Consider the following 25,412-nt stretch of genomic DNA (forward strand, 5'->3'; position numbering starts at 1 on the left):
TAGCGCTAGTGTCCTGTCCCGTTAATTCGCCCGCATAGTCTGGCGAGTTTTTCGAGGATGGAGTCTGCTGTAGCTGTCCAAGTAAACGGCTGGCAGGACTGGTTGTAATTCGCGATGAATGTGTCGATCTTGTTGATCAGATCCTTCACGCTGGTGAACGAGCCACGGCGGATTGCCCGCGTGGTGATGATCGAGAAGAAGCGCTCGACCTGATTGAGCCAGCTTGAATAGGTCGGAACGAAGTGCATGTGCCAGCGAGGCCGCTCGGCCAACCAAGCGCGCACCTTTGGATGCTTGTGGCTGGCGTAGTTATCAGCTATGCAGTGCACATCCAGTTCGTCGGGCACTGCCTTGTCGATGGCGCGCAGGAAGGCAAGGAACTCTTGATGACGATGCCGGGGCCGGCACTGCGCGATCACTTGGCCATTCATCACGTTCAGGGCCGCGAACAAGGTGGTGGTGCCGTGGCGCACGTAGTCGTGCGTGACACCTTCGACATAGCCAAACCCCATTGGCAGCATCGGCTGCGTACGCTCCAAAGCTTGGCATTGGCTCTTCTCGTCCACGCACAGCACCAGCGCGTTGTCAGGTGGGTTCAGGTACAGCCCCACAACGTCGCGCAGCTTCTCGATGAACAGCGGATCGGTCGACAGCTTGAAGCTGTCGGCCCGGTGCGGCTTGAGGTTGAAGGTCTGCAGATAGCGCGCCACCGTGCTCTTGCTGATGCCCGTATCGGCGGCCAGCGTGCGGGTGCTCCAGTGGGTACCCCCATCAGCAGGCTTGGTGTGCAACGTCTTGGTAATCAACTCAGCAACACGCTCGTCATCTACCGTGCGGGGGCGACCCGGGCGCAACTCGTCGTAAAGCCCTGCAATGCGATGGCGCGCATAGCGCCCGCGCCACTTGGTGACAGTGCTACGACTGATCCCCAGAGCCTGCGCAACCGCGGTGCTGGCTTTATCTGTGCCTTCGCAAGTCAGCACGATGCGCGCCCTGAGCGACAACGCCGCTGGCAGCGAACGTGATCGCGCCATGGACGTCAGTTCCGCGCGCTCCACTTCACTAAGCGCAATTTCTGTTCGGGTCGTTGCATTGGGCATGGCGGCACCTCAAGGATGGCCCGAAACCATGCAGCTATCGTGCCTGCGAATTAACGGGACAGGACACTAGCTACGGGACATAAGCTCAGGCCCGTTACGATACATTCCGCAGGCCGAACCCGGCTAGAAGCAGACGCTTGCCCTTCCACCCCGGTTACTCAAAAACCGCTGCTGTAATCCCTCACATGCCACGTCGCGCTGAATTGCAAGGTGTAGCCAACGACTTCGTGCATTGGTTTTTAAGTCGAAACAATGACGCTGCCGGATACTGGGCGGTGGGGAAATTGCGTCTCTTATGCGAGCAGAACGATTTCAACACTTTGAACCTAAGAATTTGGCCATACGCCATGCTCCCCAGTGCAGAGCCAACCTCAGATTGGGAGCAATCATATTCACAGGTTCTATCGGCTCTCATGGCTGGACATAGATTTCCAAAGAATTGGCTTGTATCTGGTTTGTTGGCTCTTGATTTTGAGGCGAGGAATGGGATGCGTGCAGTGGGCAATTCAGAGGCTGGGACGAGATTCCGATCAACCCTGGAATTGTTCACCGACACTGGTAAAAAATACTGCGCGTCAGGCGTTGGAAATTGCCTACCTCACAATCCTAACATCGAGCGCAGAAGAGCCTTGTAGCCGAACTAGGAAGCTTCAGAACGACCGAATGGAGCAGCCTAGCTTTCGGCCACAGTCGGCCAACAGCGGACACCTACCTTCTATGAAAAAGCCGGCTCAGTACAACGACCTTGCTGCCTGCTTTCGATGGCATGAGAAGTGGGCCCCTCGCCTGCAAACCCTGGCGACAGTCGCTTTTTTCGCGGCAGGGCTCGTGCCTCTATTTGTTGGCCTTTATGGCCTTGGAACGGGCGTGGTGCCCACAATGGCGAAGCACAATTCGAATCTCGTCCGAAGCTTTGAAGAGCCAATGTTGTACTGGCTCTTTGTGTGCTTGTGGCTTGGAGTCGCCACCCTGTTTTGGACCTTTGCGATACGCCGTGTCATTTGGGTAAAGAGACAAAACAAACGTTTTTGGTGACAGGCCGCTTTGGGCCCACAGGCGACATCGAGGATAGCATTGAGGCGCGCCTAGTGGCAGACATCTGCCAAACTATGGGGCAGCTATACGCAAGCCACTTTCAAGTGGAATCGGTGTTCAGGCTATGCCGCCCGATTCAGTTTATCCGCCAGGTTTGAGGTCTAAATCACGTTGAACGTCATTAGCACCAATGCGCTACTTCATCTACCTCTTTTTCCTTTTATCTATGTCTGCTCATGCTGGAAATTTCTTCCCGCCCGAATACAAAACCTTCCCGTTCAAGGAAGGGGACTTGCTCGTAAGCAAGCGGCAAGACGGGATGTTCTCTGTCAACAAAATTCTAAAGGTCGATCGCTTTGATTTCAGGAAAGGCTCGGCTATTAACATTCAGGGTCAGAAGTTTGTAGCAACCGAGGATGACTTTCTGCTGATCATTAGTGCGGCATATGGAGAGAGCGAGTTCAAATCCTTCGAGGACGCGAGTGCTGCAGCAAAGGCGGGCAAGTGGAAGGTGAAGATGGGGCACACTCCAAATCGCTCCCCGGGAGCGGCTGCGGGACAAACGCTCGTCGGGCACAGCCCAGTTCAGGATCTTGAACTTGGCGGGTACCGTCAGTGGAGACAAGCCTTTGAGCGCGGCGATGCTGGCGTTTTTTGATGTGGTGCCGTTTAACCTTTCGCTTCAGCGGACTGCTTCGCCGCACCTTGATCTGGAACGCTGAACGTCCGCTTTCATTTGCAATGACTGGCTGCTCCTGGCCGTCTGCAGCCCGCTATCGTCAGTTGTGAAACCGTATCATGCATAAGTGCGTCAAGAAGAACCGCGATTCGTAATCGGCCGTTTATGCGTTGCCCTGACACCGAGATTGAAGTCAAGCCGCATTGGGCTGTGATCGTTAGCTATCCCCCGGTGGACCTGCTTTGTCCTGAGCAGGGACACTTCGCTTCGCTAACTTCGCCGTTTTGAGCGTCGCGTCCGCCTCTTCTGGGGTAGGCAGTGTCCGCGCCACCACCGCTCTGTGAAACGCCCCGCAATGCGGATCCGAGCACCCGCAGACCACCGCGTATACCGGGTGATTCGTGCCATTGCGCTTTTGCATGGCATTGGTCCTCTCAGCGCTCTTGATGGTGCTGATCATCGCGTCACGCCCCATGAATTTTCCGGCCATCCGCCCCCCTGTTTGATGTCTATGCGCCTCAGCCATTCTGAGCGAATTCCACGCCAGGGTGGTTGACGGCGCAAGGCTGGACTACCGGAATTGCGGTCGCACCCATATACTGTGCTTTCATACAGTATTTGCGATGCTTATCCGGTGTCCCACCCATGCCAGTGCCTGCCTCCGTCCCTGGTGCCTTCGGTCTAGATGCACTCCCGCGCCACGTGGCCGAGGCGGTGTGGCGCGGTGCGGAAGTCGGCAGTTCGGTCTCCCGCACGGTCCCGACGGGCTTTGCCGCCCTTGATGCCCAGCTCCCCGGAGGTGGCTGGCCGACCCACACCCTGACCGAGCTGCTCATCCCCCAGGCGGCTCTATGCGAGTGGCGCCTGCTGGGTCCATCGGTCCCTTCGTTCCTCAATGCCGGTGGGCGTGTCTACCTGGTTGCGCCCCCGAAGCAGCCGCACGTGGGCGGATTGGTACAACTCGGCCTGGCGCCCGACCAGGTCGTCTGGATCCATGCCAGCGCCCCGGTAGACCGCCTCTGGATCACTGAGCAACTCGTCAAGTCCGACCCTGCCGGTGCCGTATTGGCATGGTTGCCTCAAGCCCGGCCAGAGCAGATCCGGCGCCTGCAGATCCACGCCCAGTCCTGCGACGCCCCGGTGTTTCTGCTTCGCCCCATCACCGCTTTGAATGATGCCTCGCCCGCTCCGCTGCGGGTCGCAGTGTCGCTCGCTCCTGGCTGGCAGCTGGAAGTGCGCATCCCCAAGCGGCGTGGCGGGTCGCTGGAGGACGCCTTGTATCTGGAGGCCATGCCTGCCAGCTTGGCGGCAGTCATCCCGCCGCGATTGAGGGTCCCGCAGGCGATCCCTGTGGCACGCTCCCACAAGGAGGCCTCCGATGCTCGGGCATTGGGCCGCGTTGCTCCCGATCCCTTTGCCCGCCAGTCCATCGCCCATTGATGTGACTGCTCTCGGCATCTGGGCCTTGCAGTTCACTCCCCGGGTGGCATTGCTGGAGGATTGCGTCGTCGCAGAGGTGTCGGCCAGCGCGCGGCTTTTTAGCGGGATGCAGCCATTGCACGATCTCGTGGAGGCAGGCGCCATGGAACTCGGCGCCCGCATCGCCTGGGCGCCCACTGGCACCGCCGCGGTGGCGCTGGTGCACCATGCCTCAACCCCCGAAGACTGTGACGGGTTTCGCGCTCCGCTGGCCCAGTGGCTGGATCCACTGCCGCTGGCCGCGATCACGGCAGTGGCTGCGCACCATGCCACCTTGGCGCGGATCGGTTGCCTCACGCTCGGGGATGTTCGGGCCTTGCCTCGGGGCGGCCTGAGCCGCCGCTTTCATAAAGCCTTGCTGCAGGCTATGGACCAGGCGTACGGGCTGCGGCCCGAGGTGTACGACTGGATCACACTGCCCGAGACCTTTCACGCCAGGCTGGAGTTGATGTCGCGCGTGGAGACTGCACCGGCCTTGCTGTTCGGCGCGCGGCGCCTGCTCTTGCAGATGGCCGGATGGCTCGCGGCAAGGCGATTGGGCGCCACGGCCTTTACGCTGCGCTGGTGCCACGACGTGATGCGCGCCAAGGATGCAGGCACGGGTGGCGAGCTCACCGTCCGCACGGCGCACCCCACCCAGCATGTGGAACACTTCTCCCGCCTGCTGGCTGAGCACCTGGCCAAGGTGCCACTGCTGGCGCCTGCCGGCGACATCGAGTTGCTGGTCTCGGAGGTGGCGCCCATTGTCGAAGAAAGCCGATCGCTGATCCCGGATACGATACGCAAGGGCAGCAGCACCGACCTCACGCTCGAACGCATCCAGGCCCGCTTGGGAGAGGGCTGCGTCCGCCGACCGATCCTGTGCGAAGACCACCGGCTGGAGTGGATGCAGTGCTGGGAGAGCGGTGTGCTCAAACGCCGCAAGGCGACGGAGCCTTCGTACGGGTTGCCGCTGCCCACCTGGGTGCTGGAGGAACCACTGCGCTTGATCGAGCGCGACAACCGCCCCATCTACCAAGGCCCTCTACAACTCTTGCTCGGGCCCGACCGGGTCGAAGGTGGCTGGTGGCACCGCGGCGAGGCAGGTGAAGGCGGTGGTGCGAGCGGAGGCGGCCAAGACGCGAAGCCGTTGCACGTGCAGCGTGACTACTGGCTCGCGCTGAGCCCGCACGCTGGCGTTCTGTGGGTATTCCAGCAGCGCCTGGCCGGTGACCAGACGGCGTGGTTTCTCCACGGTCACTTCGCGTGAGGGCGAACGATGAATCGGCCTACCCGCGCGATCCCGGACTATGTGGAGTTGCGCTGCCTGTCGAATTTCAGCTTTCTGCGCGGGGCGAGCTGGCCGGACGAACTCGTGGAGCGAGCCAGGGACCTCGGATACCGGGCCCTGGCCCTCACCGATGAGTGCAGCATGGCAGGGGTCGGGCGCGCCCACGTCGCAGCCAAGGCCGCAGGCCTGCCCCTGATCCTGGGCTCGCAGTTTTGCATCCAGCCGCGCAGTGCCACCGAGGCGCCGGCCACGGTGGTGGTGCTTGCGCAGAACCTCAACGGCTACGGCAACCTCTGCGCGTTCATCACCAAGCTGCGCCGCGCTTCCAGCAAAGGGACCTATCACCTCACGCTGGACCAGATCACCGGCGCGGAGCTCGCCGATTGCCTGGCCTTGCTTTGCCCGGACCGCAAGGCTAGCGATGCGCAACTGGAAGCGCTGGCGTTGTGGACTTTGAAGCAGTTTCGGGGCCGCTGCTGGATCGGGGTGGACCAGCTGCGCCAGCTGGACGATGAGCTTTGGCTGCACCGCATGCGTTGGCTCTCGGAGTTGACGGCCTTGCCGCTGGTGGCGGTGGGCGATGTGCACATGCACGTGCGCTCCAGGAAGCCGCTGCAGGACGTTCTCACGGCCACACGCGTGGGCAAACCGCTCACGGAATGCGGACACGCCCTGCAGCGCAGTGCCGAGCGGCACCTGCGCACCCGGCTGCGGCTGGCGCAGACCTATCCTGCTGACTTGCTGGCCGAGACGTTGCACGTGGCGTCTCGGTGCAGTTTCAGCCTGGATGAGCTCAAGTACCAGTACCCCGATGAGGTGGTGCCGCGCGGCCTGACCGCGGCGCAGTATTTGAGACAAATGACCTATGAGGGCGCCGGCCGGCGCTGGCTGTCTGGCATCCCGGTCACCGTGCAATCGCAGATCGAGCATGAGCTGGCCCTGATCTGCGAGTTGCGCTACGAGCACTATTTTCTGACGGTGTACGACATCGTGGCGTTCGCGCGCTCACGCCACATCCTCTGCCAGGGGCGTGGCTCGGCCGCCAACAGCGTGGTCTGCTATTGCCTCGGGGTGACCGAAGTGGACCCTGCGCGCATGTCGGTGCTGTTCGAGCGCTTCATCAGCCGCGAGCGCAATGAGCCACCGGACATCGACATCGATTTCGAGCACCAGCGGCGCGAAGAGGTGATCCAGTACCTGTACGGCAAGTACGGCCGAGACCGAGCAGCGCTCACTGCCACTGTGATCAGTTACCGGCCCAAGTCGGCGATCCGGGACGTAGGCAAGGCGTTGGGATTCAGCCTGGAGACGGTGGAGGCCCTGGCCGAGGGTCAGAAGTGGTTCGACGGAGAGGACATCCGGCTGGAGCGGTTCGAGGAACTGGGCATGTCGGTGACCGATCTGGCTGTTCGCCAGCTCATCACGCTGACCACCCAGTTGATGGGGTTCCCGCGGCATCTGTCGCAGCACACGGGTGGTTTCGTGCTGACGCGGGATCTGCTGTGCCGCATGGTGCCGGTGGAGAACGCCTCGATGGCCGATCGCACGGTGATCGAATGGGACAAGGATGACCTGGATGCAGCAGGCCTTTTGAAGGTCGACGTGCTGGCGCTGGGCATGCTGTCGGCGATCCGGCGGGCCCTGGACATGATCGGCCAGCGCCGCGGCTGCGTGATGGGGATGCAGGACATCCCGGCCGAAGACAGCGAGACCTACGACATGGTCTGCAAGGCCGACACGATCGGCGTGTTCCAGATCGAGAGCCGCGCGCAGATGAGCATGCTGCCGCGCCTGCGCCCGCGCTGCTTTTACGATCTGGTGGTCGAGGTGGCCATCGTGCGGCCCGGACCGATCCAGGGCGGTATGGTGCATCCGTACTTGAACCGGCGCCAGGGCAAGGAGCCGGTGACCTATCCCAGCGAGGCGCTCAAGACGGCGCTCGGCCGCACGCTGGGGGTGCCGGTGTTCCAGGAGCAAGTGATGCAGATCTCCATCCTGGCCGCGGGCTTCACGCCCGGCGAAGCCGATGGACTGCGCCGCGCGATGGCGGCCTGGAAGCGCAAAGGGGGTCTGGGCAAGTACTACGACAAGATCGTGGACGGCATGACGTCGCGAGGATACGAACGAGCGTTTGCCGAGCAGATCTTCGAGCAGATCAAAGGGTTCTCGGAGTACGGATTCCCCGAAAGCCATGCGGCCAGCTTCGCCTTGCTGGTCTATGCGTCATGCTGGATCAAGCGGCATGAACCGGCCGCGTTCCTCGCTGCGCTGCTCAATAGCCAGCCCATGGGCTTTTACTCCCCGAGCCAGCTGGTCCAGGATGCCCGCCGCCATGGTGTCGAGGTGCGGCCGGTGGACGTGATGTTCAGCGATGTAGAAACCTCGCTGGAGGACCTGCCGGACGTCCCTGCCGTGCGGCTGGGCCTGCACATGATTCGTGGCCTGCAGGCGGCGAGTGCGCAGCGCATCATGGCTGCGAGGTGCGAGGGCCCGTTCGATAGCGCTGAGGAACTGGCCCGGCGCGCTAGGCTCGAACAGCACGAGATGAAGCTCTTGGCCGCAGCGGGGGCACTCGCCACGCTGTCTGGCCACCGGCGCCAGCAGGTCTGGGATGCCGCTGCGCTGCACGCTCCGCCCGAGCTGCTGCAGGACGCGCCCGTGGACGAGGACTACCTGGAGCTGCCCGCGGCCCCGGAAGGAGAAGACGTGGTCTGGGACTATGCGTCGGTGGGCCTGACCTTGCGCACCCATCCAATGGCGCTCTTGAGAAAGAAGCTGGACAAGTACCGGCTGAAGACTTCTGCGGAACTGCGGCGCATCCCGAACGGTCGTGTGGTCCGTACGGCTGGGATCGTGACACTGCGCCAGCAACCGGAAACCGCCAAGGGGACGATCTTCGTGTCCCTGGATGACGAACACGGCGCCACGCAGGTCATCGTCTGGCGCGGCGTGCGGGACGCGCAGCGCGAGGTGCTGCTGGGCTCCAGATTGCTGGCCGTGAAGGGCCGCTGGCAACGCGAGGGCGAGGTGTGCAATCTGGTGGCAGACCGGCTCGCGGATCTGTCGCCGCTGCTCGGACGGCTGGCCACCGAGAGCCGGGATTTCAAATGAGGAACAAGTGATGATGCAGGCGCATCTGTTTGGCGAGGCTCCCATCGAGTCCTCCATCCAAGGGCTGGTCTATCAGACGCAGTTTCTGAGCGAGGAGCAAGAGCAGGCATTGATCGCCACCATCCGGTCGCTGCCGCTGCATGCGGCGCAATACAAGCAGTACCTCGCGCGGCGCCGGGTGACGAGTTTTGGTGGCTCGTACGACTTCGATGCCAACCGGCTGCTGCCGGGTGTGGACCTCGATCCCCGGCTTCACCCGTTGCGGGACCAAGTAGCGCAGTGGGCCGGCGTCGCACCACAGGATCTGGTGCACGCGCTGGTCGCCGAATATGCACCCGGCACGCCGCTGGGCTGGCACCGCGATGTACCGGACTTCGAGACCATCGTCGGAGTGTCGCTTGGCGGGCACGCGCTGCTGCGGTTCAGGCCGTATCCCGACGATCCTGCGACACGCAAGGTCGTGCAGTTGGATGTGGCGCCGCGATCAATCTACAAGATGGCGGGCGAGGCACGGTGGGGTTGGCAGCACAGCGTGCCACCGACAACAGAGCTCCGCTGGTCGATCACGTTTCGCACGCGGATGAATCGAGGCGGTAACGGCAGTTGAACACAGATCTCCATCGCAGCACCCCTGTGTGAAAGCACCTGTAAAACCCAGCGCATTCGGCCTCCGGACTTCGGAAACAAAGCCGTCGAATGCTCCAATCGGCAGTCCCATTTTTTTGCAGCCTGATCGCAGTGATTCTGAAATTTTTTTGGTCGCCCCGAGTGCGTTTTTCTTATGCGCTGGTCCTGTCATTGGTTGGCGCCTTCTCAAGTGTTTCGTCCGCCCGCACGCCTCAATTCGACAGTGCGGCGCTGCTCACCCCGCAGCCCACCAGCTTCGCGCAGTGTCCGCAGTTCTTTGCGGGCGGCAAGCCTCCCGCGATCAAGCCACGGCGGGAGATGCGTGAGCTTTGCTACGAGGCGTTTGCGGTGCTGCACAGCGGCTCGACGCGGACACCTGTCTACGTGGCTCAGCGGCTCAATCGCCAGAGCATCGAGGATGCCAACGAAAAGCGCGCCAAGCGGTTCTTTGCGGATGCCCGTTTGCCCCGGGGAGAGCGGGCGGAATTAGAGGACTACAAGAACTCGGGGTACAGCCGTGGACACATGGCGCCCGCAGGCGATATGCCGACGCCGACCGGCATGGCGCAGAGCTTCAGTCTGGCGAACATGGTTCCTCAGAATTCACAACACAACGGAGGTGCGTGGAACAAGATCGAGCAGGACACGCGCCGCTATGTGCTGCGGGCCAAAGGGGATGTGTATGTGATCACGGGGCCAGTGTTCACGGACAGCGGTCCAACGATTGGTGCGAATCAGGTGAAAGTACCAACGTACCTTTACAAGCTGGTTTATGACGCGACCACGCAGCGGGCTTGGGCGCATTGGCAGCAAAACAAGGCAGGAGAATCGGTTGGCCAGCCCATCAGCTATCAGGAACTGGTCAAGCGGACCGGGGTGGAGTTTCTGCCGAGGATGGCAATGCAGCACTGATCTTGGAGTGCACCCTAGGAGGCTGCTTTGCAGCGATTGCAGTCATCCGCTCTTCGTCGCCGAACGCGTACTATCGGCCAGGAACCGTCATTGGTGACAGGCGGCTTCCTGGAATCTCGGCACACAAAGGAAATTCATCTCCCTCGGAAACTACCGGTACAGCCTTGATGGCAGCCCAACGTCTAGTGTGTTCGTCAACGAGCGTATCTGGGCGACGCCACCATGGCAGCCACCATCCTGGACTGCCTCATACACCGCTGCAGCATGCTGGAGTTAGAGGGCAAGAGCTAGCGGCTCAAGGACGTTGCCAGATGCATCGTCAGTAGCACTGAAACGTCATCATCCGGCTGTCTTGCCTGGGGGAATTTGAACTGGCCATCGGGGGGCCGGACAGACCCATTCCCCACCAGCAGCTTCGCGAAGACCTGAGCAGCGCTGTCCTTCTTAAGCTGTCCGACGACGGTAACATCATCGAGGAGCAGTTCTCACTCAGCAAGGCGCTGATGGAGCCATCATGGATGCCTTTTAAGCTCACCCGATGATGAGCTCGCAGGCGCTTGGCTCAGCGAGGGTCCCAGCGAGAAGGGCTGCGCGACATTCTTTTGGGACCTGCGGAGTTGTAGGAGGCGCTGCGGGCCCGAGCGACGGAATGAGCAAGCAGAAAGCACGTTGTTTCGTGCATTGAGAGGGAGGAAAGAAATGCGATGGATTACGGCTCTAAATCTGCAGCAGTGGGCGGACACGCTTGCAGCTCGAAGTGTTTTCCCAGAAATGGTCGCCGACTTGATTCGGGCATCCGCAAGAGACATCTCGAACATCAGGTTCCCCAACGGTGACAAAGGGCAGGTGCGCGGATTTGACGGCGTACTGGAGGCTGCCGGTGTTCCTCCCTACGTGCCCGATGGCCAGTCAATTTGGGAGTTCGGCGTCAACGCTGGCGCCGCAGCCAAGGCCGAGTCCGACTTCGAGAAGAGGACCAAGGAAGTCGACAAGGCGAAGCGCATGGAGACGTCCTTCGTCTTTGTGTCTCCGCGGACTTGGGACAACCCGAAGAAGAAGCTGGCTGACTGGGTAGACGACAAGAAGAAGCTTGGTGAGTGGAAGGACGTTCTTTACCTCGACGGCGCAATGGTCGAGGACTGGCTTTGCCGTGCTCCCGCGGTCTCAGCCAGGTTCGCCAAGTACGAGTTGAATTGCTTTCCAGCTGCTGGAGTACGGAGCACAGACGAGTTCTGGGATGAATACTCCACTAGGTTTGGACCGCAACTTGTGGAAGCTGTGCTCTTGGCCGGTCGAGTGCAGCAGGCCGAGGACCTCGTTCGAAAGCTCAGCGAGGGCGTCAGCAAACTGCCTTACGCGGCCGACTCACCTGACGAGGTGGTTGCCTTCGCGATTGCTGCGATTCGCAGCGCCCCGACCGATGTCCGCTTCTTCCTGGAGGCAAGGACTCTTGTCGTGGACACCGAGGACGCCGCCCGTCAAGTTGCTACGTCAGGGTTGTCATTCCTCCCTCGCTCGCAAGCACGTCAGTTGGCCGGCCTCCTAGCCCAAAAGGGTCCGACAGTGGTCAGCGCGGGAGCAGACGACAAGAAGCATGACCATGAGGTGCTACGCCGCCCATCGAGCACCGACCTCGGGCACGCACTCGAAGGGATGGGGTTCAATTCCAAGTATGCCTACGCGATGGCGCGAAGTTGCGGACGCAGCTTGGCTGTGCTTGCGCGTCGAATTCCGAGCGGTACTGCGCCAAGGCCGGAGTGGATAGAAAAAGGCGCGATGCTTTTGCCAGCCTTGCTGGCTGGTGCCTGGCATGTGAGGAGCAAATCTGACCAAACGGTCATCTGTGGTCTCGCGTCAGTACAAGACTACGCAGCTTGCGAGGCGCCGCTTCGGCAACTCGCGAAACTGCAGGACCCACCTATTGACTACGTCACGGACGTCTGGGCGCTTCGAGCCTCTGTTGATGCTTTCGTGAATCTGGGCCACCTTATTGGGGCAGAGCACCTTGAAAGGTTCTCGGCAGCTGCACGTGAGGTGTTTGGGAAGGCGATTGAACCGCCAAAGGCGGATGAGGTCTACAGGCCCGCAGAGCAGAGAGGTGCCGACACACATAGCCATTGGTTGCGCGACGGGATGATGAATACCCTGCTCCATATGGCTGTCCTTCATGAGCAAGCCGAGTTTGTAGTTCCTGGCACTACTCCTCAGGACTATGTCAATGGCATTGTTCGAGGCCTTCCAGGCCTTTCACGAGACCACCGGCTATTGGTCAGTCTGCAAGACCAGATGGCACTGTTGGCGGAGGCCGCTCCCATCCCTTTCCTTGAAGCCCTCGAGCGTTTGCTCGAGGGCGACGCCATGGCTATCCGGCCAATCTTCGAGGAGCAAAAGGGTCTGGTTGGGTCCCACGCCTACTACTACGGTGTTCTTTGGGGCCTTGAGGTTGTTGCCTGGGACCCGCGGCTCCTCCTGCGTGCATCAGTCTGCCTTGCCAAGCTGGCCAAGATTGACCCCGGTGGTACCGTTTCAAATCGACCCATCAATAGCCTAAGAGCAATCTTCCTGTCTTGGGCTCCGAACACAGGAGCCAATGCTGCGCAGCGCAAGGGTGTCTTGGCGCACGTCTTGAATACCGTGCCGGAGGTTGCGTGGGACCTAATGGTCAAACTCCTTCCTCGGCCACATGACCATTCAAGCCCGACGCAGGCGCCAGTCTTTCGAGAGTTCGATGAGACGGAGGTTCTGACATACGCTGTCGTCTGGGACGCTCAAGACTTTGTTGTCGAACAAGCAATCGCGCGTGCGGGAACCGAGCCAAGCAGATGGACGACGCTCATAGATGCGATGAGTCAGTTCCCAAAGGATGGGTTCGAGAGGATGGTTGCTGGGTTGGACCTCGTGCTAAGCAGTTCTGCCGGCGAGGCTCGATTCACTGTTTGGGACGCACTTCGGAAGGAAGTGAATAAGCACCGGACGTACGCTGGAACTGACTGGGCAGTTTCGGAGGAGGCATTGGCCCGCATTGACCCCCTACTCGCCCAATTTGCCCCTCAGAGTGCGGTAGAGAAGTCCATCTGGCTTTTTGATGACTGGATGCCAGATGTGCCCGGCAAGGTTGACTCTGACGACCCCACTGAGGCGATTGATGCGGCCCGGCACGAAGCGGTCTTGGACGTGATGAGGGAGTCAGGCAGACAAGGGCTGATTGAGCTGGCCCAGCGGTCAAAGCAACCGCAACACGTTGCTATGGCCGCGAGGAGTCTTGAATTTGGCTTCGATGAGCTTGGGCAGTTCTTCCTTCAGGTTCTGCGCGCAGCTCCGAGCGTCGATGTCGTTGCCGGTTCTGTGCTGGCGGAGGGCGCCACTCGATTCCAGGGACAATGGACTCACTTCGCACGTGAGACTTTTGTCCTTGAGCGGGTGGCGCCTGAGCGGGTGGCCCGAATCCTAACAGCGCTGGATGAATCGATTCAAACTTGGAACTATGTGCAGGAATACGGTCCAGAGGTAAATGATGCTTATTGGCGCCTGAAACCTTCGTACTTTGTACGTGGGGATGCTGATGAGTTGCTCTTTGGAGTTCGGCGCTATCTCGAGTATGGGCGTCCCCTTGCGGCGCTGGATGCTGCAACACGCAGGTTGGGTGAGTTGCCAACGACGCTGGTTGTCCAGCTACTTGACGGCGCAGTGCCTGAGCTTAATGCGTCAGCACGGGGCGGTGGGAACCTCAGTATTTACAACATTGAGCATGCCTTTGATGAACTCCGCAAGCGGGGCGACATCACCCCTGACGACATAGCTGCTCTGGAGTTCAGGTACCTGCCGGTCTTTCATTTGCGTCGGCAGCCGCTCGTACTCCACACTCTGTTGGTGCAACGGCCTCAAATGTTCATGGACGCGATTTGCGCAGTGTTCAAGCCGGCGAATCGGGAGCCAGAGCCTGTGTCGGAGGGGGCTGAGAAGCTCGCAGTTGCCGCGTACGAGCTTTTGACGGGCTTGCAGGTGCTTCCAGGGCAGAACGGCGCAGAGGTCGACTACTCCGCACTGTTGGCTTGGTGCCAAGAGGTTCGACTGATTGCGGATGAAGTCGACCGCGAAAAAATTACGGACCAACGCATTGGCGCCCTGCTCGCACATGCACCTTTCAACCAAGCAGACGGAGCTTGGCCTCACGAGGCCGTTCGGGCCGTTATTGAGCACCTCGCGTCTGAAGAGGTGGAGCGAGGGCTTGCCATCGAGCGATTCAATATGCGGGGGGTCTACAGCAAGGCGTTTGGAGAGGGAGGGCAGCAGGAGCGGGTGCTCGCAAAACAGTGCCAAGACTGGGCTACAGCGATGCCGGCATCACCGCGAAGCTCGGCCATGCTGATGGGTATGGCGGAGAGCTGGCTGCGAGAAGCCGAGCGGGCGGACCAGTCGGCTGCGAAGGAATCGCTCCGCTGGTGAGGGTTGCTCTCGGGCGAGAACTCTCCAATAGCTGCCTGCGGATGTACGCAGAAGTCTGCGCAGCGCCCGTTGATGAGGCGCTCATATACGCGCGTTGGCTTGCAAAGCGTTTGCTCGCGGAGCTGCATCGTCCTCGACAAGCTCAGCTAGCTCTACGTTAAGCGCCCGCTTTCGGGCAGCAATTCAGGTCAAACGGAAGTCCGCTCCGGGCCCTGAGAGGACTTTGCGTCAGCCAACCTGAGTGACCGCTTTGCAGCGTTTGCTGCCTGTGGAGTTAGGGCTCGCTACATCCGGTCTCGGTAGCAGTGCAGTCGTTCGCGCGACGAACGTAGCTGCCGCGGCAGCGCTGTGCATGACTCCGTCCAAATGCATCGTCTGCAGCAAGCCAAACCGGCAGGGACTGAGCATCGACCTGAGCACTATCGATCGTCGCTGAGGTTCAATAGGCGCGCAGCTTGCCGGTTGGGGAGGTGGCGGGCTGTCGTAAGCTCTTCAAAATGCACGCAACTCGTATTGCCCAAAATCTGCTTAAGACCCCATGGTCCGTCCGCACAGTTGCGCTTCGCGACGAGGCCGCGTGGTTCGCGCAGAACAGCTGCAGACGCCGTCTGGCGCTGTCCAAGTTGGAGCGGGATCTGCTACTCGCTGGCGAGCATCCTTTGCGGTTTGCTTTCTCGCTGCTGACTTTGCAGGTCGCGCTGCTGGTGTTCGCTGCAGTGCTTCCACAGGGCTGGTTCGCCCCCGCTTGGCTCAAATGGGAGGCCGCAGAACAACTGAGCCATTTCTCTACTGTGTGGACCATCCAGGCGACGCTGGCCGCGCTGGTCTACCCGATAGTGATCTCGTTCGTAGCCGTCTACTTGCAACGCAGGCCGGCGGCGGAGGCCTTCATTCACCTTTACATACTCGACTCGGGTGGGCTTGCAGCCGGTTTGTCGTCGTTAGGATTGGTTATCGTGATGGGTATCCAGTACCTGATGTTGAGCGCATGGGGAACTGCATGGCTTCCAGGCTGGGCGGCGATCGACACCGCCTGGTTCATCTTCAATGCCGCGCTGACGACGTTTTTTCTGTTCAGAACGGTGGAATTTCTCCGGCCAGAGGTGCAAGCCAGGGTCATTCAGCGCTACACCGTCAACGTGGCGCTGCCCAGAGACGTGCAGCGCTTGAACTCATTTCAAGTGTTGGCTGGTGGCATTGCGAAGGGCTGGTTTCCCGTGCCGTCATATGGGGACGACAAGGCACCTGAAGGACCGCGCCTGCTGGTTGGCAGGGGGTTCCCGGAGGGTGATATCCAAGGAGAATTGCGCCTGCGGGCGCAGGCGCGATTGGTGGACGTTCGCATCTGGGTTGTTAGGCTGGTCGTCGAAACGTGGTATCGCAGTGCACTGACATCGCCTAGGCCTGACAAGCCGGAAGCGTTTGGTGTCAACAAGTCCTGGCCATTGCTCACGTTGCCGATGAGTCCGGGTACGGTCTACGAAGGCGATTTGCCTCTCGCCATGGTGGCGGACGGCCCGGAGCTTGCACCTTGGCAGCGCTGGCTGCTGCGCTGGTCGGTGGTGGTGCAGCCGACATCTCGTGAGAGGTATGGCATCCGGGTTGAATCCATCCTTGGTGAGTTGGCTGCCGATGCGCGAAACATGGCAGCCAAGCCCGACAACGAGGGGTTTGAGCGCGCTTATAGCGCGCTGATCGACTTGCACGGTCTGCTGCTTGCGGCCTGCCTGGACAAGATGGAGTCCGGCGAGCAAGGCAGCTGGGCGCTCCTGCCCGATCCGCAAAGCTTCTTCGATCGAACCCTGCACAAAAACTGGAGCAACGTTTATCGCGGCATCTTCGAGGCTGCGATCGAGGGTATGGTCCGAGACACCAGGCCACTGCGTCGCTTGTGCCATCTGCTGCAGCATCTCGATGCCGACGAGCTTCGCGCATCGCCCGTCGAGATCCGGGAACACCTGCTTCGGCTGCCGCCGCTGATGATGTACCAGCTCAGCAACTGGTGGGCCTTCAGGGTCGAAGAGCAGGGGATCATCGAGCACAGTCACAAGCAGATGGTGGTGCTACGACCGCCGCTCAATCGTGTCTACGACGAGGTGCTCTCCACCTTCGTTGCAGGATGGGAGAACGGGCGGCCCGACAAGCCTAGGCGAAATCGAGACGCGCATGCATTGGACTGGGCAACCTTACCAAGATTGGCACGCCTGAACGTCAAGCACATCGAAGAGACGGCTCGGATGCTGCTCGCGGCCGTGTTGCGCGGCGATCAGGCTGCCGCCGAATGGTTGGCTGACGTGCTCAGCAAGTGGTGGGGCACGCTGGACTTCGATCACGAGCCGTACCAGCTCTACGACAAGACGACGTTCATCACGATCGAAGACCTTGGGTTGGATTGGCCTGACTTTTGCACGAAATTTGGCCTTGAAGCCGACCATCCTGAGTTGCAGGAACGATTGAGACCAAAGTTGCAGCAGGGCGCCTTCCAAGCGGCACTGCGAAATTATTGGACCGATGTGTGCTTACTGACCATCGAGCTGATGCTCGACTGGGTCCGCGCCGTGCCGGCAGCATCTGCCAGCAGTTCGTTGGCGTTCGAGATCGCCGGCGGGCTCTTGACAGGTAAGCAGTGGAAGAGCGGCGGTCAGGCTGTCGACTCGCTCAGCAACTTGTCGCCGCCCGAGTACCTAGTTGCAAAGGTACGCCAGTTCGCGGCATCAGGCGAATGGCGTGGCGGCTATGTGGGGCGCTTGGACGGATTCGTTGAACGAGTGAAAGACATGCGTAGGCCCAACATGGTCAGCTCGCGTGTGTACTCCTTTGGTGGCGCCGACGATGTGGAGTCGCTCCAGGAGTCTCAACTCGAACTGTTTGCCGTTCTGGCCACTGGAACCTGGAGCTTGCCTCGCTCGCTGCAGCGGCAAATGGATGTCTGGTTCGATTCCCGCTTTGATCAATACAGCAGCATTGACATTCTTCGTGGCCGACTGACGAGCTGGCTAGAACGGTTGGACGCACAGACTGGCCTCTCGGTCGAGCACATCGAACTCATTAAAGCGCGCGTCAAGCCCGGAGTGCCGGCGCAGACGGCCATCGACCAAGTGAAGGCCGGCCTTCTTGCGGCCCAGAAGGCGTTGGAGGATCGGCGTGAAGAGACTCTGGCCAGCCAGCCGATTGACCCAAATCGACTTCTGGAGATCGGGCGGTATGCGTCTACCGCAGCATTCAGCACAGAGAAGGGGCGCTTCCCGGTCCACTTGTTCCCGATCGGAATCACAGCCGAGAACTTGGAGGAATTCACTCTTACCCTCACACAGGTGCGTCGCGGCGAGCTGACAAAGCTGCAGATGGACCAGCGAGCGGTGAACGAGGCAGAGTACTTCGCTGATGCCATGGCCCAGCAGGTTGCCATCGTCGTACTGAACGATGTCCTGTGCCAATCGGATATCAAGGAGATCGTGGTCCGGGACGGTAATGCCTACTGGAAAGCGTTGCAGGCGCAGGCCGACCTCATCGTGACAAAGGGCGGGACGCCAATCCTTCTGCTGGACAACGCCACCCGCCCCGACTGGGTGTGGGACTGGCAGCACGCGGATTTCGATGCCATGCACAAGCGGCCAGAGGATCTCCAGGTCAGGCACCGTGAAGGGCAAGGCGCTGGGTATCAGTGTGACTTCAACCAAATCGAGGTCTACGTGGCGCCGCTTCCGATTGGCCAGTCGGTCTTGCTCTCCAGTGAGGTGTTCCGCACCCTGACGTTCACCGACTACGGTGAAGGTCGGTTTGTACGGGTTGAGTCGGTACAACTTGAAGGTGTCAAAAACTTGGTTGACCTCAAACTCACCTTCGCCCGACGCGTTGAGGTCGGTGAGTCAACGGTCGTCAAGCTGGCCTATTCGCAGAACCTGTGAACAACATCTAGGGGCACGTCCACCTATGCGTGTTGAGTCCAACAGCTGGTTGCGGCAGATGCCGCCGTTCGATCGCAGTAACCGAGCGACTGGGTTCAGCCTGAAGCATTCGTCGAATATCGCTTCCCGAATGGCCGCTTATGGCCGATAGTACCCATTCGTGACCGAGATGCGAATGGCAGCAATCGCTGCAAAGCAGTCACTCAAGTTGGCTGACGCAAAGTCGGCTCAGGGCCCAAATGCAACGCTCCCGCTTGTCTAAAGCTGACATTGGCCGAAATTGGAATTTATTCGTTTCATTAAATTCACTCCCGTTTCGGCGCCCTGCCGACGTTGCTTCACGAGCGCTGGGGGGACTTGCTGCTATTTAAGCCCGAGCTTCGACAGGTTTTCAGGGAAGCCACGTCAATCCATGGTTGAAACCAGAGACGGCCTGTCTGGTTGCATCAGTCGACCATCTCGTTGGAGTTGCGTGTAGTCCACTACGGTGGCCATAAAATAGGCTTGAAATGTCGATGAATTGCCGGGGCCGAGTCGACCGGCCTCAGCGCCTGCGACTCAACTGTAAAAGTGCTGGATTAACTCCCAGGGATAGGCATCAGACTGATGCCAGGCTCTCGGCCGCATGATGTGATGGGCGCCGAGTCTGACAAACGTCCGCTATCGGCATAAAGAGGAGCAGGGGCGCCGCACTTAGGGCACTCCCATGCGCTGCCGTCGAAAATGTGCCCGCAAGTCTTGCATGTGATCCTTACACCCGATTGATGATGGTGTCTCCAGAGTCGTTTCCCCGCAAATCGCTCCATCTTTCGTGCCAGCAAAAGACGTGCGCTTCTCACGGTAAAACGACGGTAAAGCCCCATTTCGATCACAGCTAAGCGCTTAACCACGCGGGTTCGGGCGGCTCGTTGATGATTGAGTGCTTCATGCATCTTGTCCGCCCCTGCTCGCAAACGGCTTGGCAGCCAACACAAAGATGAAGGCTAGGGCGTTCTAGAATTCCTAATCAACGACAGCGCTCGCTGCAGATCCGCTGCGACCAGTCGTGACAACTCAACCTCCTGCGATCCTCACGCGAAGTCCGGTAATGAGCAGATCGAGGCCTAGGTCAAATCGCGCATCAAAATCCGGGTTAAACAAATCACCCATAGCCGCTAAGGCATGGGGATAGCTGTGGGCCGCCAGCGCCTCGAACGAACCTCGGTGACTCTCGATGTTCAAGGGCTTTGCGTCCGGACGAACCAACGGTTGCTCTTCCATCACGAAACCCATCACGTAATACAGGATGCTGAAGGCCCCCCAAGACGCCAAGCGAGTGGAGGCCCCAGCCTCGCGCAAAGGGCCTATCAAGGCCTCGGCAACGCGGAGGGTGTTGCCGGTGGTGACATAGGTGCCTGCGTAAACGCGCGCACCGTCACGTCGCTTGAGCAGCGCGCGGCGGATTTCATGCGCTGTCATGCTGACCGCAATGCACCACGTGGTCGAAGTGGAGGGTTCGGCCAGATGCTTGTGTGCAACCCCTTCCATCAAAGCGTCCGCTATGCCATCCATCAAGGCCTGCTTATTGGTGAAGTGCCAATACAGCGACGCCGCTTTGATTTCCAGTTCCTGGGCAAGACGGCGCATCGTCAGACCCTCTATGCCTACCTCGTCCAGCAGGCTCAAAGCAGTGGCAATTACTGCTTCACGTTGAATTTTCATGCATTTCCCATTTGACAGACTAACGACGTTAGATTAGCATAAAGCTCATGACTAACACCGTTAGATTGGAATGTGAATGAAAAATGACAATGGGGATGTGATCGTGGTGGGCGCAGGCCCTGTGGGCTTGACTCTGGCATGCGAGTTGCGGCTGGCAGGCCTGCGCGTCACCGTACTGGAGCGCCGTGCCAAGCCGGTGGCGCAGTCGCGCGCTTTGACCATGCACGGTAGGACGGTGGAGATGCTGGCCCAGCGCGGCGTGGCCGACCGCTTTCTAGCGGCCGGCATGAAAATTCCAACCGGGCACTTCGCAGGTCTCGGCACCCGCCTCGACTTTTCGGTCATCGACACGGCCTTCCCCTTCACTCTTTTCATCCCACAGAGCGTGACCGAGCAACTGCTAGAGGCATGGGCACATGAACTGGGCGTTGACGTGCGCAGAAATGCCACTGTGGAGAGCATCGCCGAAGTGGCCGATGGCGTCTCCGTGTTGGGACAACAAAGCGGCACGCCTTTCGATATTTCTGGCAGCTACGTGGTCGGTGCAGACGGCGCGCGCAGTCTGGTTCGCCAGCACGCTGGCATCGCGTACGACGGCCTGCCCGCCACGAAGACAGTAATGCTGGGCGACGTTCGTCTGAGCGCGCCACCGTCTACGCCGGGACTCAGCGTGGGCAACATGGTGGGCGGCTTGATGGTGGTTCCTCTGGGTGGCGGCTTGTACCGGGTTATCGTCATTGATGCCGACCGGATGGACGTGCCTTTGACCAGGCCCGTCACGCTCGAAGAGTTGTCTGATTCAACCCGCCGAGTGGCGGGACAGGACTTCGGTCTACATGCGCCGGAGTGGCTGTCGCGCTTCTCGAACGAAACCCGTTTGGCGAGTGCCTACCGTAAAGATCGCATGCTGCTGGTTGGTGATGCTGCACACATCCACCTTCCCGCTGGCGGCCAAGGCATGAACGTGGGCATGCAGGACGCGATGAACCTGGGCTGGAAGCTGGCGGGCGTGGTGAACGGCCGCGCGCCCGAGTCGCTGCTCGAAAGCTACCACCAGGAGCGTCATGCAGTGGGTGCCGCGTTGTACCAGAACACCTTGGCGCAGAGCGCGCTCATGATGAATTCGTTCGATGCCCCAGGACAGGCGCTGCGGGAGATGTTCAGCGAGCTGATGAAAATCCCCGCACTCAATGCAGCGCTCGCGCATGATTTGTCCGGCTACGGAGTTCGATACCTGGCCCCGCTCGCCGCTGTTCCGCAGGGATGGGCGCTGCTGCCCGACTGGACGGGGCGGCGGCTGTCTGACTGGCAGTTGCAACTGGATGAGGGTGGCCGAGCCTCGCTGTTCAGTTTTCTGCGCAGTGGCCTTTGGCTGCTGCTACAACTCACGAACTCCGAGGAAGGCAAGGATGGCAACTACACGCCTCAGCTTGACGCGCGATGGGTCGCTACGGTCAAAGCTGTTCCCGCGGATCGCCAGGCAACACTGGCAGGCGTGCATGCCTTGCTCATACGTCCAGACGGCTATGTGGATCACGCCGTCGCACATCAGGAGGTACGCGTGACAACCACGGTCAAGCCGAATCTGGATGCACTGCATACGGCATGACTCATCGGCCAGTAGTCTATGGGGAGTTCATCAGCGGCATCTATCGCCGCAACAACCTGTACTTGCCTTGTGTTCTCGAGCAGACCAGGGACGGGCCGACCGGTGTCGGCTGGGAAGAGTCAACGCGGGCTCGAACTTAAGCATGTAAATTCTGGGCGTTCCGCCTTTCTTGGCCTGCCGGATTGACTCTGACCCGCAGCGCGATCAGGAGCGCCGCGAGCAGCATCAAGATACCAGCCGCGACGAACACCCCCGCGATGCCGCTGACGCTGAACATCGCGCCCCCCGCCGCTGCACCGGCGGCAATTGCCGACTGTACCGACGCCACCACCATGCCCCCGGCGCTTTCCGCTTGATCCGGGACGGCCTGAGCAACCCAGTTCGACCACGCCACAGGCACAGCGCCGAAGGCCAAGCCCCAAAGCGCTAACAGCAACGCCTGCCCGGCCACCGTAGCGGGCAGTCCCACCAGGGCCAGCGCAGCCACGCCGACCAGCGCAGGCATCAGTACGAGCGTAACCCGCACACTGCGGTGCAGCATCCAGCCGGCCAGCAACGTGCCAGCGAAGTTCGCCACGCCAAAGCCCAACAGCATCAACGCCAGCCCATCTGGCCCGATGCCGGTAGTGCTTTCCAGGAACGGTCGGATATAGGTGAAAAGCGCGAAGTGCCCGGTATGCACCAGCACGCAGCCCAGCATGCCCACGCCGATGCCCGGGCGCAGTAGCACCTCCAGTACGGTCCGCAGACGTGCGGTCTTGGTGGGTGCGAGCCGCGGCAACGTGAACCACTGGAAGGCTAGCGTCACCATTCCGACCGCGGCCGCCGCGAGGAAAGCGCTGCGCCAGCCGTAGCGCCCTCCCAGGTAGCTGCCGAGCGGCACCGCCACGACGGTCCCCACCGCGATGCCGCTGAAGATGATCGACAAGGCGCGTGGCAGCAGCGCCGTCGGCACCAGGCGCATCGCTACCGCGGCCGCCATGCTCCAGAAGCCGCCTAGCGCGATGCCTAGCAGGATCCGCATCAGCAGCAGCACCGCGAGGCTCGACGAAGCGGCCACCAGCAGGTTAGAAGCGACCATCAGCGCCGAGAAGCCCAGCAGCACGACCCGCCGGTCGAGCGCCCGCGTCAGGCCCGGCACCAACAGACCAGCGAATAGGGCCACGACGGCCGTCACGGTCACCGCCTGCCCCGCTAGGGCTTCCGAGACACCCAGGTCCGCCGCCATTGGCGTCAGCAGGCTGGCAGGAAGGTACTCCGCCGTAAGCAGTCCGAAAACACCCATTGCCAACGAGAGCACCGCCGTCCAGGCTGGCTCGGCAGGAGCGCCGCTGGGCGCGTACTTTGGTCCGGAAAGCCGCGCGGGATCGCAAACAGCATCATTCATCACACGTCCTTGAAAGCATTGAAGTGGCGACTGTAGGCGTGAACTTCAGGATGATCTATGATGGGTTATCTTGAATTTTTGATCCAAACACCTGAAATCCAGTGCCGCCACCTTTCGCACTTTCTTCCGGCCTAATCAGCGAACTGCTGACGGGCATGCGCCTGCGCGGCGTGCAGTACCGACGGGTGCAGACTGGTCCGACGTTCGGCATCGGTTTCGCAGCCCGTCCTGGGCATGCATACTTCCACTACCTCGCGGTCGGGTCCGCCATCCTGCGTACCGAAGACGGCACGCTGCACGCGCTCTCGGCCGGCAATGTCGTTTTGCTACCGCAGGGCGGGGTGCACCAGCTCCTGTCGAGCCCGGACGCGTCCGTGCAGGACATCGGCAGCTTCGCCGCGCCGCCGCTCGGCGACGGCGTCTACGGAGTGGATGACTGCCCCAGCACCAGCCCCCTGCCCAGCGCAATCTTCTTCTACGGCTGCCTAGAGTTCGACCTCGGAGGCATGCAGGCCCTCGGCCGGCTGACGCCGGGGCTGATGCTGGTGGATGCCACGGGCGAGCGTTACCCCGGCCTGCCGTCGATCCTCGCTTCAATGAAGGGCGAGATCTGCTCCGGGCGTGTCGGCTTCGCCGGCATCCTGGCGCGGCTGGCCGAGGTGGCAGCGGCAATGATCGTGCGCGGCTGGGTGGAGTGCGGGTGCGACAACGCCGCGGGCCTAGTCACAGCGCTGCAGGACCCACGGCTGGCGCACGCCATTCTTGCTCTGCACAGGCAGCCGGGGCGCGACTGGACGGTGGCAGAACTGGCCGCACAGTGCCATATCTCGCGCTCCGTGTTCGCGGAGCGCTTCCAGGCCACGATCGGCATGCCGCCGCTGCGCTACGCGACCGAGCTGCGCATGCGACTGGCCAGCCAGTGGTTGACGCAGGACCGGTTGTCGATCGACGCGGTGGCAGAGCAGCTGGGCTACACATCGCAGGCCGCCTTCAGCCGCGCTTTCAAGCGGGTCATTGGCAATCCGCCAGGGCAGACGCGGCGACTTCGAACAGCAACGGAACAATGAGGCGGGTGACTTTAGCTACAACTTTTATGAGTACGGCTATGGCAGATTGGGCCAGTCGGACAAATTCTCATTTAACCCCCGAGATTTGCCTTTATTCTCAAATAGCGTTGACGATTACACGAGGTCCACACCCGGCAGCAGCCGGTTGGCATCGAAGTCGTACGAGCCACCAAAACTCGTCACCCGGCGCCGCGCGAGGTACTGCTTGTATTGCGCCGCATGCAGCGGCAGCGACCGGATGGTGGCGATCAATGCCTGCTCTTGCTCCTCGCTCAGAAACTGCGTCTGATAGACCAGCCCTTGGATGGAGGACTCGATGGGAGCCTCGCCAAACAGATGCGCCTGCATCATCACTTGTTCCTCATTTGAAATCCCGGCTCTCGGTGGCCAGCCGTCCGAGCAGCGGCGACAGATCCGCGAGCCGGTCTGCCACCAGATTGCACACCTCGCCCTCGCGTTGCCAGCGGCCCTTCACGGCCAGCAATCTGGAGCCCAGCAGCAACTCGCGTTACGCGTCCCGAACGCCACGCCAGACGACGACCTGCCTGGCGCCGGGTTCGTCCTCCAGTGACACGAAGATCGTTCCCTTGGCGGTTTCCGGTTGCTGGCGCAGTGTCACGATCCCAGCAGTGCGGACCACGCGGCTGTCCGGGATGCGCCGCAGTTCGGTGGAAGTCTTCAGCTGCCTAGTCACATGCACAGTCCTGTTCTATCTCACTGCAGAATCGGCCCCCAATAGCTGCCGGATCAGGTGATTACGTCACTCGGGAATACATCCGACAGCCCATAGGGGTGAACATACAATTGCGCGCCCGTTGCTACCGATGTAGCATTTAAAGTCCACATCCCAAGGATCAGGAGCCTGATATGCCGTTTGATCACCAAGCTTTTTTTGGCGCCCAAGCCGCAGTGCAACGCGACATGTACAGTCATCAGGTAACGAGCAAACGCACTCAGCAACGCAACCACACGACTGAGAAGCAGACAGCGAACAACGCAGCGCAGCCAGCTACCCGCGCTCTGAAACCTGCGTCAAGAGCGAAATCTCACGCCAAGACAGCAATCGCTGTTTAGGTCCAAT

General features: G+C 60.8%; 14 protein-coding genes and 1 pseudogene. 10 read left to right on the plus strand and 5 right to left on the minus strand.

What is annotated here, in order from left to right; translation table 11 throughout:
• Positions 1-5: 5 nt before the first annotated feature.
• On the minus strand, positions 6-1,100 hold the full coding sequence (locus M5C96_RS24840) for an IS630 family transposase (protein ID WP_272563777.1): 1,095 nt from the start codon (positions 1,098-1,100) through the stop codon (positions 6-8).
• A gap of 1,225 nt (positions 1,101-2,325) precedes the next feature.
• Between M5C96_RS24840 and M5C96_RS24845 the strand changes: the two genes are divergently transcribed.
• From M5C96_RS24845 to M5C96_RS24885, 8 genes are all read left to right on the plus strand, one after another.
• Positions 2,326-2,793 (plus strand): hypothetical protein, encoded by a 468-nt coding sequence (locus tag M5C96_RS24845; RefSeq protein ID WP_272565974.1) that lies wholly within the window; start codon positions 2,326-2,328, stop codon positions 2,791-2,793.
• Positions 2,794-3,459: 666 nt separating this feature from the next.
• Positions 3,460-4,254, plus strand: coding sequence for a translesion DNA synthesis-associated protein ImuA (gene imuA / locus M5C96_RS24850; RefSeq protein ID WP_272565975.1), 795 nt, complete (start codon positions 3,460-3,462; stop codon positions 4,252-4,254).
• Positions 4,193-5,542 (plus strand): Y-family DNA polymerase, encoded by a 1,350-nt coding sequence (locus M5C96_RS24855; protein WP_272565977.1) that lies wholly within the window; start codon positions 4,193-4,195, stop codon positions 5,540-5,542. The genes imuA and M5C96_RS24855 overlap by 62 nt, the downstream gene beginning before the upstream one ends.
• A gap of 9 nt (positions 5,543-5,551) precedes the next feature.
• Positions 5,552-8,674: an error-prone DNA polymerase gene (locus tag M5C96_RS24860; protein WP_272565979.1), complete on the plus strand. Its 3,123-nt coding sequence runs from the start codon at positions 5,552-5,554 to the stop codon at positions 8,672-8,674.
• Between the two features lie 10 nt (positions 8,675-8,684).
• Positions 8,685-9,281 (plus strand): alpha-ketoglutarate-dependent dioxygenase AlkB, encoded by a 597-nt coding sequence (locus M5C96_RS24865; RefSeq protein WP_272565980.1) that lies wholly within the window; start codon positions 8,685-8,687, stop codon positions 9,279-9,281.
• A 191-nt stretch (positions 9,282-9,472) separates the two neighbouring features.
• Positions 9,473-10,213: a DNA/RNA non-specific endonuclease gene (locus M5C96_RS24870; protein WP_442867410.1), complete on the plus strand. Its 741-nt coding sequence runs from the start codon at positions 9,473-9,475 to the stop codon at positions 10,211-10,213.
• Between the two features lie 669 nt (positions 10,214-10,882).
• A complete protein-coding gene (locus tag M5C96_RS24880; RefSeq protein ID WP_272565982.1) occupies positions 10,883-14,659 on the plus strand; it encodes a hypothetical protein in 3,777 nt (1,258 codons plus the stop codon).
• Between the two features lie 497 nt (positions 14,660-15,156).
• Positions 15,157-18,567, plus strand: coding sequence for a hypothetical protein (locus tag M5C96_RS24885; RefSeq protein WP_272565984.1), 3,411 nt, complete (start codon positions 15,157-15,159; stop codon positions 18,565-18,567).
• Between the two features lie 1,053 nt (positions 18,568-19,620).
• Here M5C96_RS24885 and M5C96_RS24890 read toward each other — a convergent pair.
• Complete coding sequence (locus M5C96_RS24890; protein ID WP_272565986.1) at positions 19,621-20,268, minus strand: TetR/AcrR family transcriptional regulator C-terminal domain-containing protein; 648 nt, start codon at positions 20,266-20,268, stop codon at positions 19,621-19,623.
• A gap of 76 nt (positions 20,269-20,344) precedes the next feature.
• On the opposite strand from M5C96_RS24890, the gene M5C96_RS24895 reads away from it, so the two are divergent.
• Entirely contained in the window at positions 20,345-21,877 is a 1,533-nt protein-coding gene (locus M5C96_RS24895) for an FAD-dependent oxidoreductase (protein ID WP_272565987.1), read from the plus strand.
• A 136-nt stretch (positions 21,878-22,013) separates the two neighbouring features.
• Here the strand turns inward: M5C96_RS24895 and M5C96_RS24900 are convergent, their stop codons facing one another.
• Positions 22,014-23,264: an MFS transporter gene (locus M5C96_RS24900; protein ID WP_272565988.1), complete on the minus strand. Its 1,251-nt coding sequence runs from the start codon at positions 23,262-23,264 to the stop codon at positions 22,014-22,016.
• A 155-nt stretch (positions 23,265-23,419) separates the two neighbouring features.
• Between M5C96_RS24900 and M5C96_RS24905 the strand changes: the two genes are divergently transcribed.
• Positions 23,420-24,331 (plus strand): AraC family transcriptional regulator, encoded by a 912-nt coding sequence (locus M5C96_RS24905; protein ID WP_442867411.1) that lies wholly within the window; start codon positions 23,420-23,422, stop codon positions 24,329-24,331.
• Between the two features lie 114 nt (positions 24,332-24,445).
• Here M5C96_RS24905 and M5C96_RS24910 read toward each other — a convergent pair whose 3' ends face one another.
• Both M5C96_RS24910 and M5C96_RS24915 read right to left on the minus strand, forming a co-directional pair.
• Positions 24,446-24,682, minus strand: coding sequence for a hypothetical protein (locus M5C96_RS24910; RefSeq protein ID WP_272565990.1), 237 nt, complete (start codon positions 24,680-24,682; stop codon positions 24,446-24,448).
• A gap of 10 nt (positions 24,683-24,692) precedes the next feature.
• Positions 24,693-25,004 (minus strand): annotated as a pseudogene (locus tag M5C96_RS24915) (hypothetical protein); the annotation flags it as partial.
• Between the last annotated feature and the right edge of the window lie 408 nt (positions 25,005-25,412).

It is taken from the genome of Acidovorax sp. GBBC 1281 (genome assembly GCF_028473645.1).
Lineage (GTDB): Bacteria > Pseudomonadota > Gammaproteobacteria > Burkholderiales > Burkholderiaceae_C > Paracidovorax.

Coding starts and splice junctions, on each gene's coding strand:
- M5C96_RS24840 (WP_272563777.1), bottom strand. CDS start 1,100: ATGCCCAATGCAACGACCCGAACAGAAATTGCGCTTAGTGAAGTGGAG.
- M5C96_RS24845 (WP_272565974.1), top strand. CDS start 2,326: ATGCGCTACTTCATCTACCTCTTTTTCCTTTTATCTATGTCTGCTCAT.
- imuA (WP_272565975.1), top strand. CDS start 3,460: ATGCCAGTGCCTGCCTCCGTCCCTGGTGCCTTCGGTCTAGATGCACTC.
- M5C96_RS24855 (WP_272565977.1), top strand. CDS start 4,193: ATGCTCGGGCATTGGGCCGCGTTGCTCCCGATCCCTTTGCCCGCCAGT.
- M5C96_RS24860 (WP_272565979.1), top strand. CDS start 5,552: ATGAATCGGCCTACCCGCGCGATCCCGGACTATGTGGAGTTGCGCTGC.
- M5C96_RS24865 (WP_272565980.1), top strand. CDS start 8,685: ATGATGCAGGCGCATCTGTTTGGCGAGGCTCCCATCGAGTCCTCCATC.
- M5C96_RS24885 (WP_272565984.1), top strand. CDS start 15,157: ATGCACGCAACTCGTATTGCCCAAAATCTGCTTAAGACCCCATGGTCC.
- M5C96_RS24890 (WP_272565986.1), bottom strand. CDS start 20,268: ATGAAAATTCAACGTGAAGCAGTAATTGCCACTGCTTTGAGCCTGCTG.
- M5C96_RS24895 (WP_272565987.1), top strand. CDS start 20,345: ATGAAAAATGACAATGGGGATGTGATCGTGGTGGGCGCAGGCCCTGTG.
- M5C96_RS24900 (WP_272565988.1), bottom strand. CDS start 23,264: ATGAATGATGCTGTTTGCGATCCCGCGCGGCTTTCCGGACCAAAGTAC.
- M5C96_RS24905 (WP_442867411.1), top strand. CDS start 23,420: ATGCGCCTGCGCGGCGTGCAGTACCGACGGGTGCAGACTGGTCCGACG.
- M5C96_RS24910 (WP_272565990.1), bottom strand. CDS start 24,682: ATGATGCAGGCGCATCTGTTTGGCGAGGCTCCCATCGAGTCCTCCATC.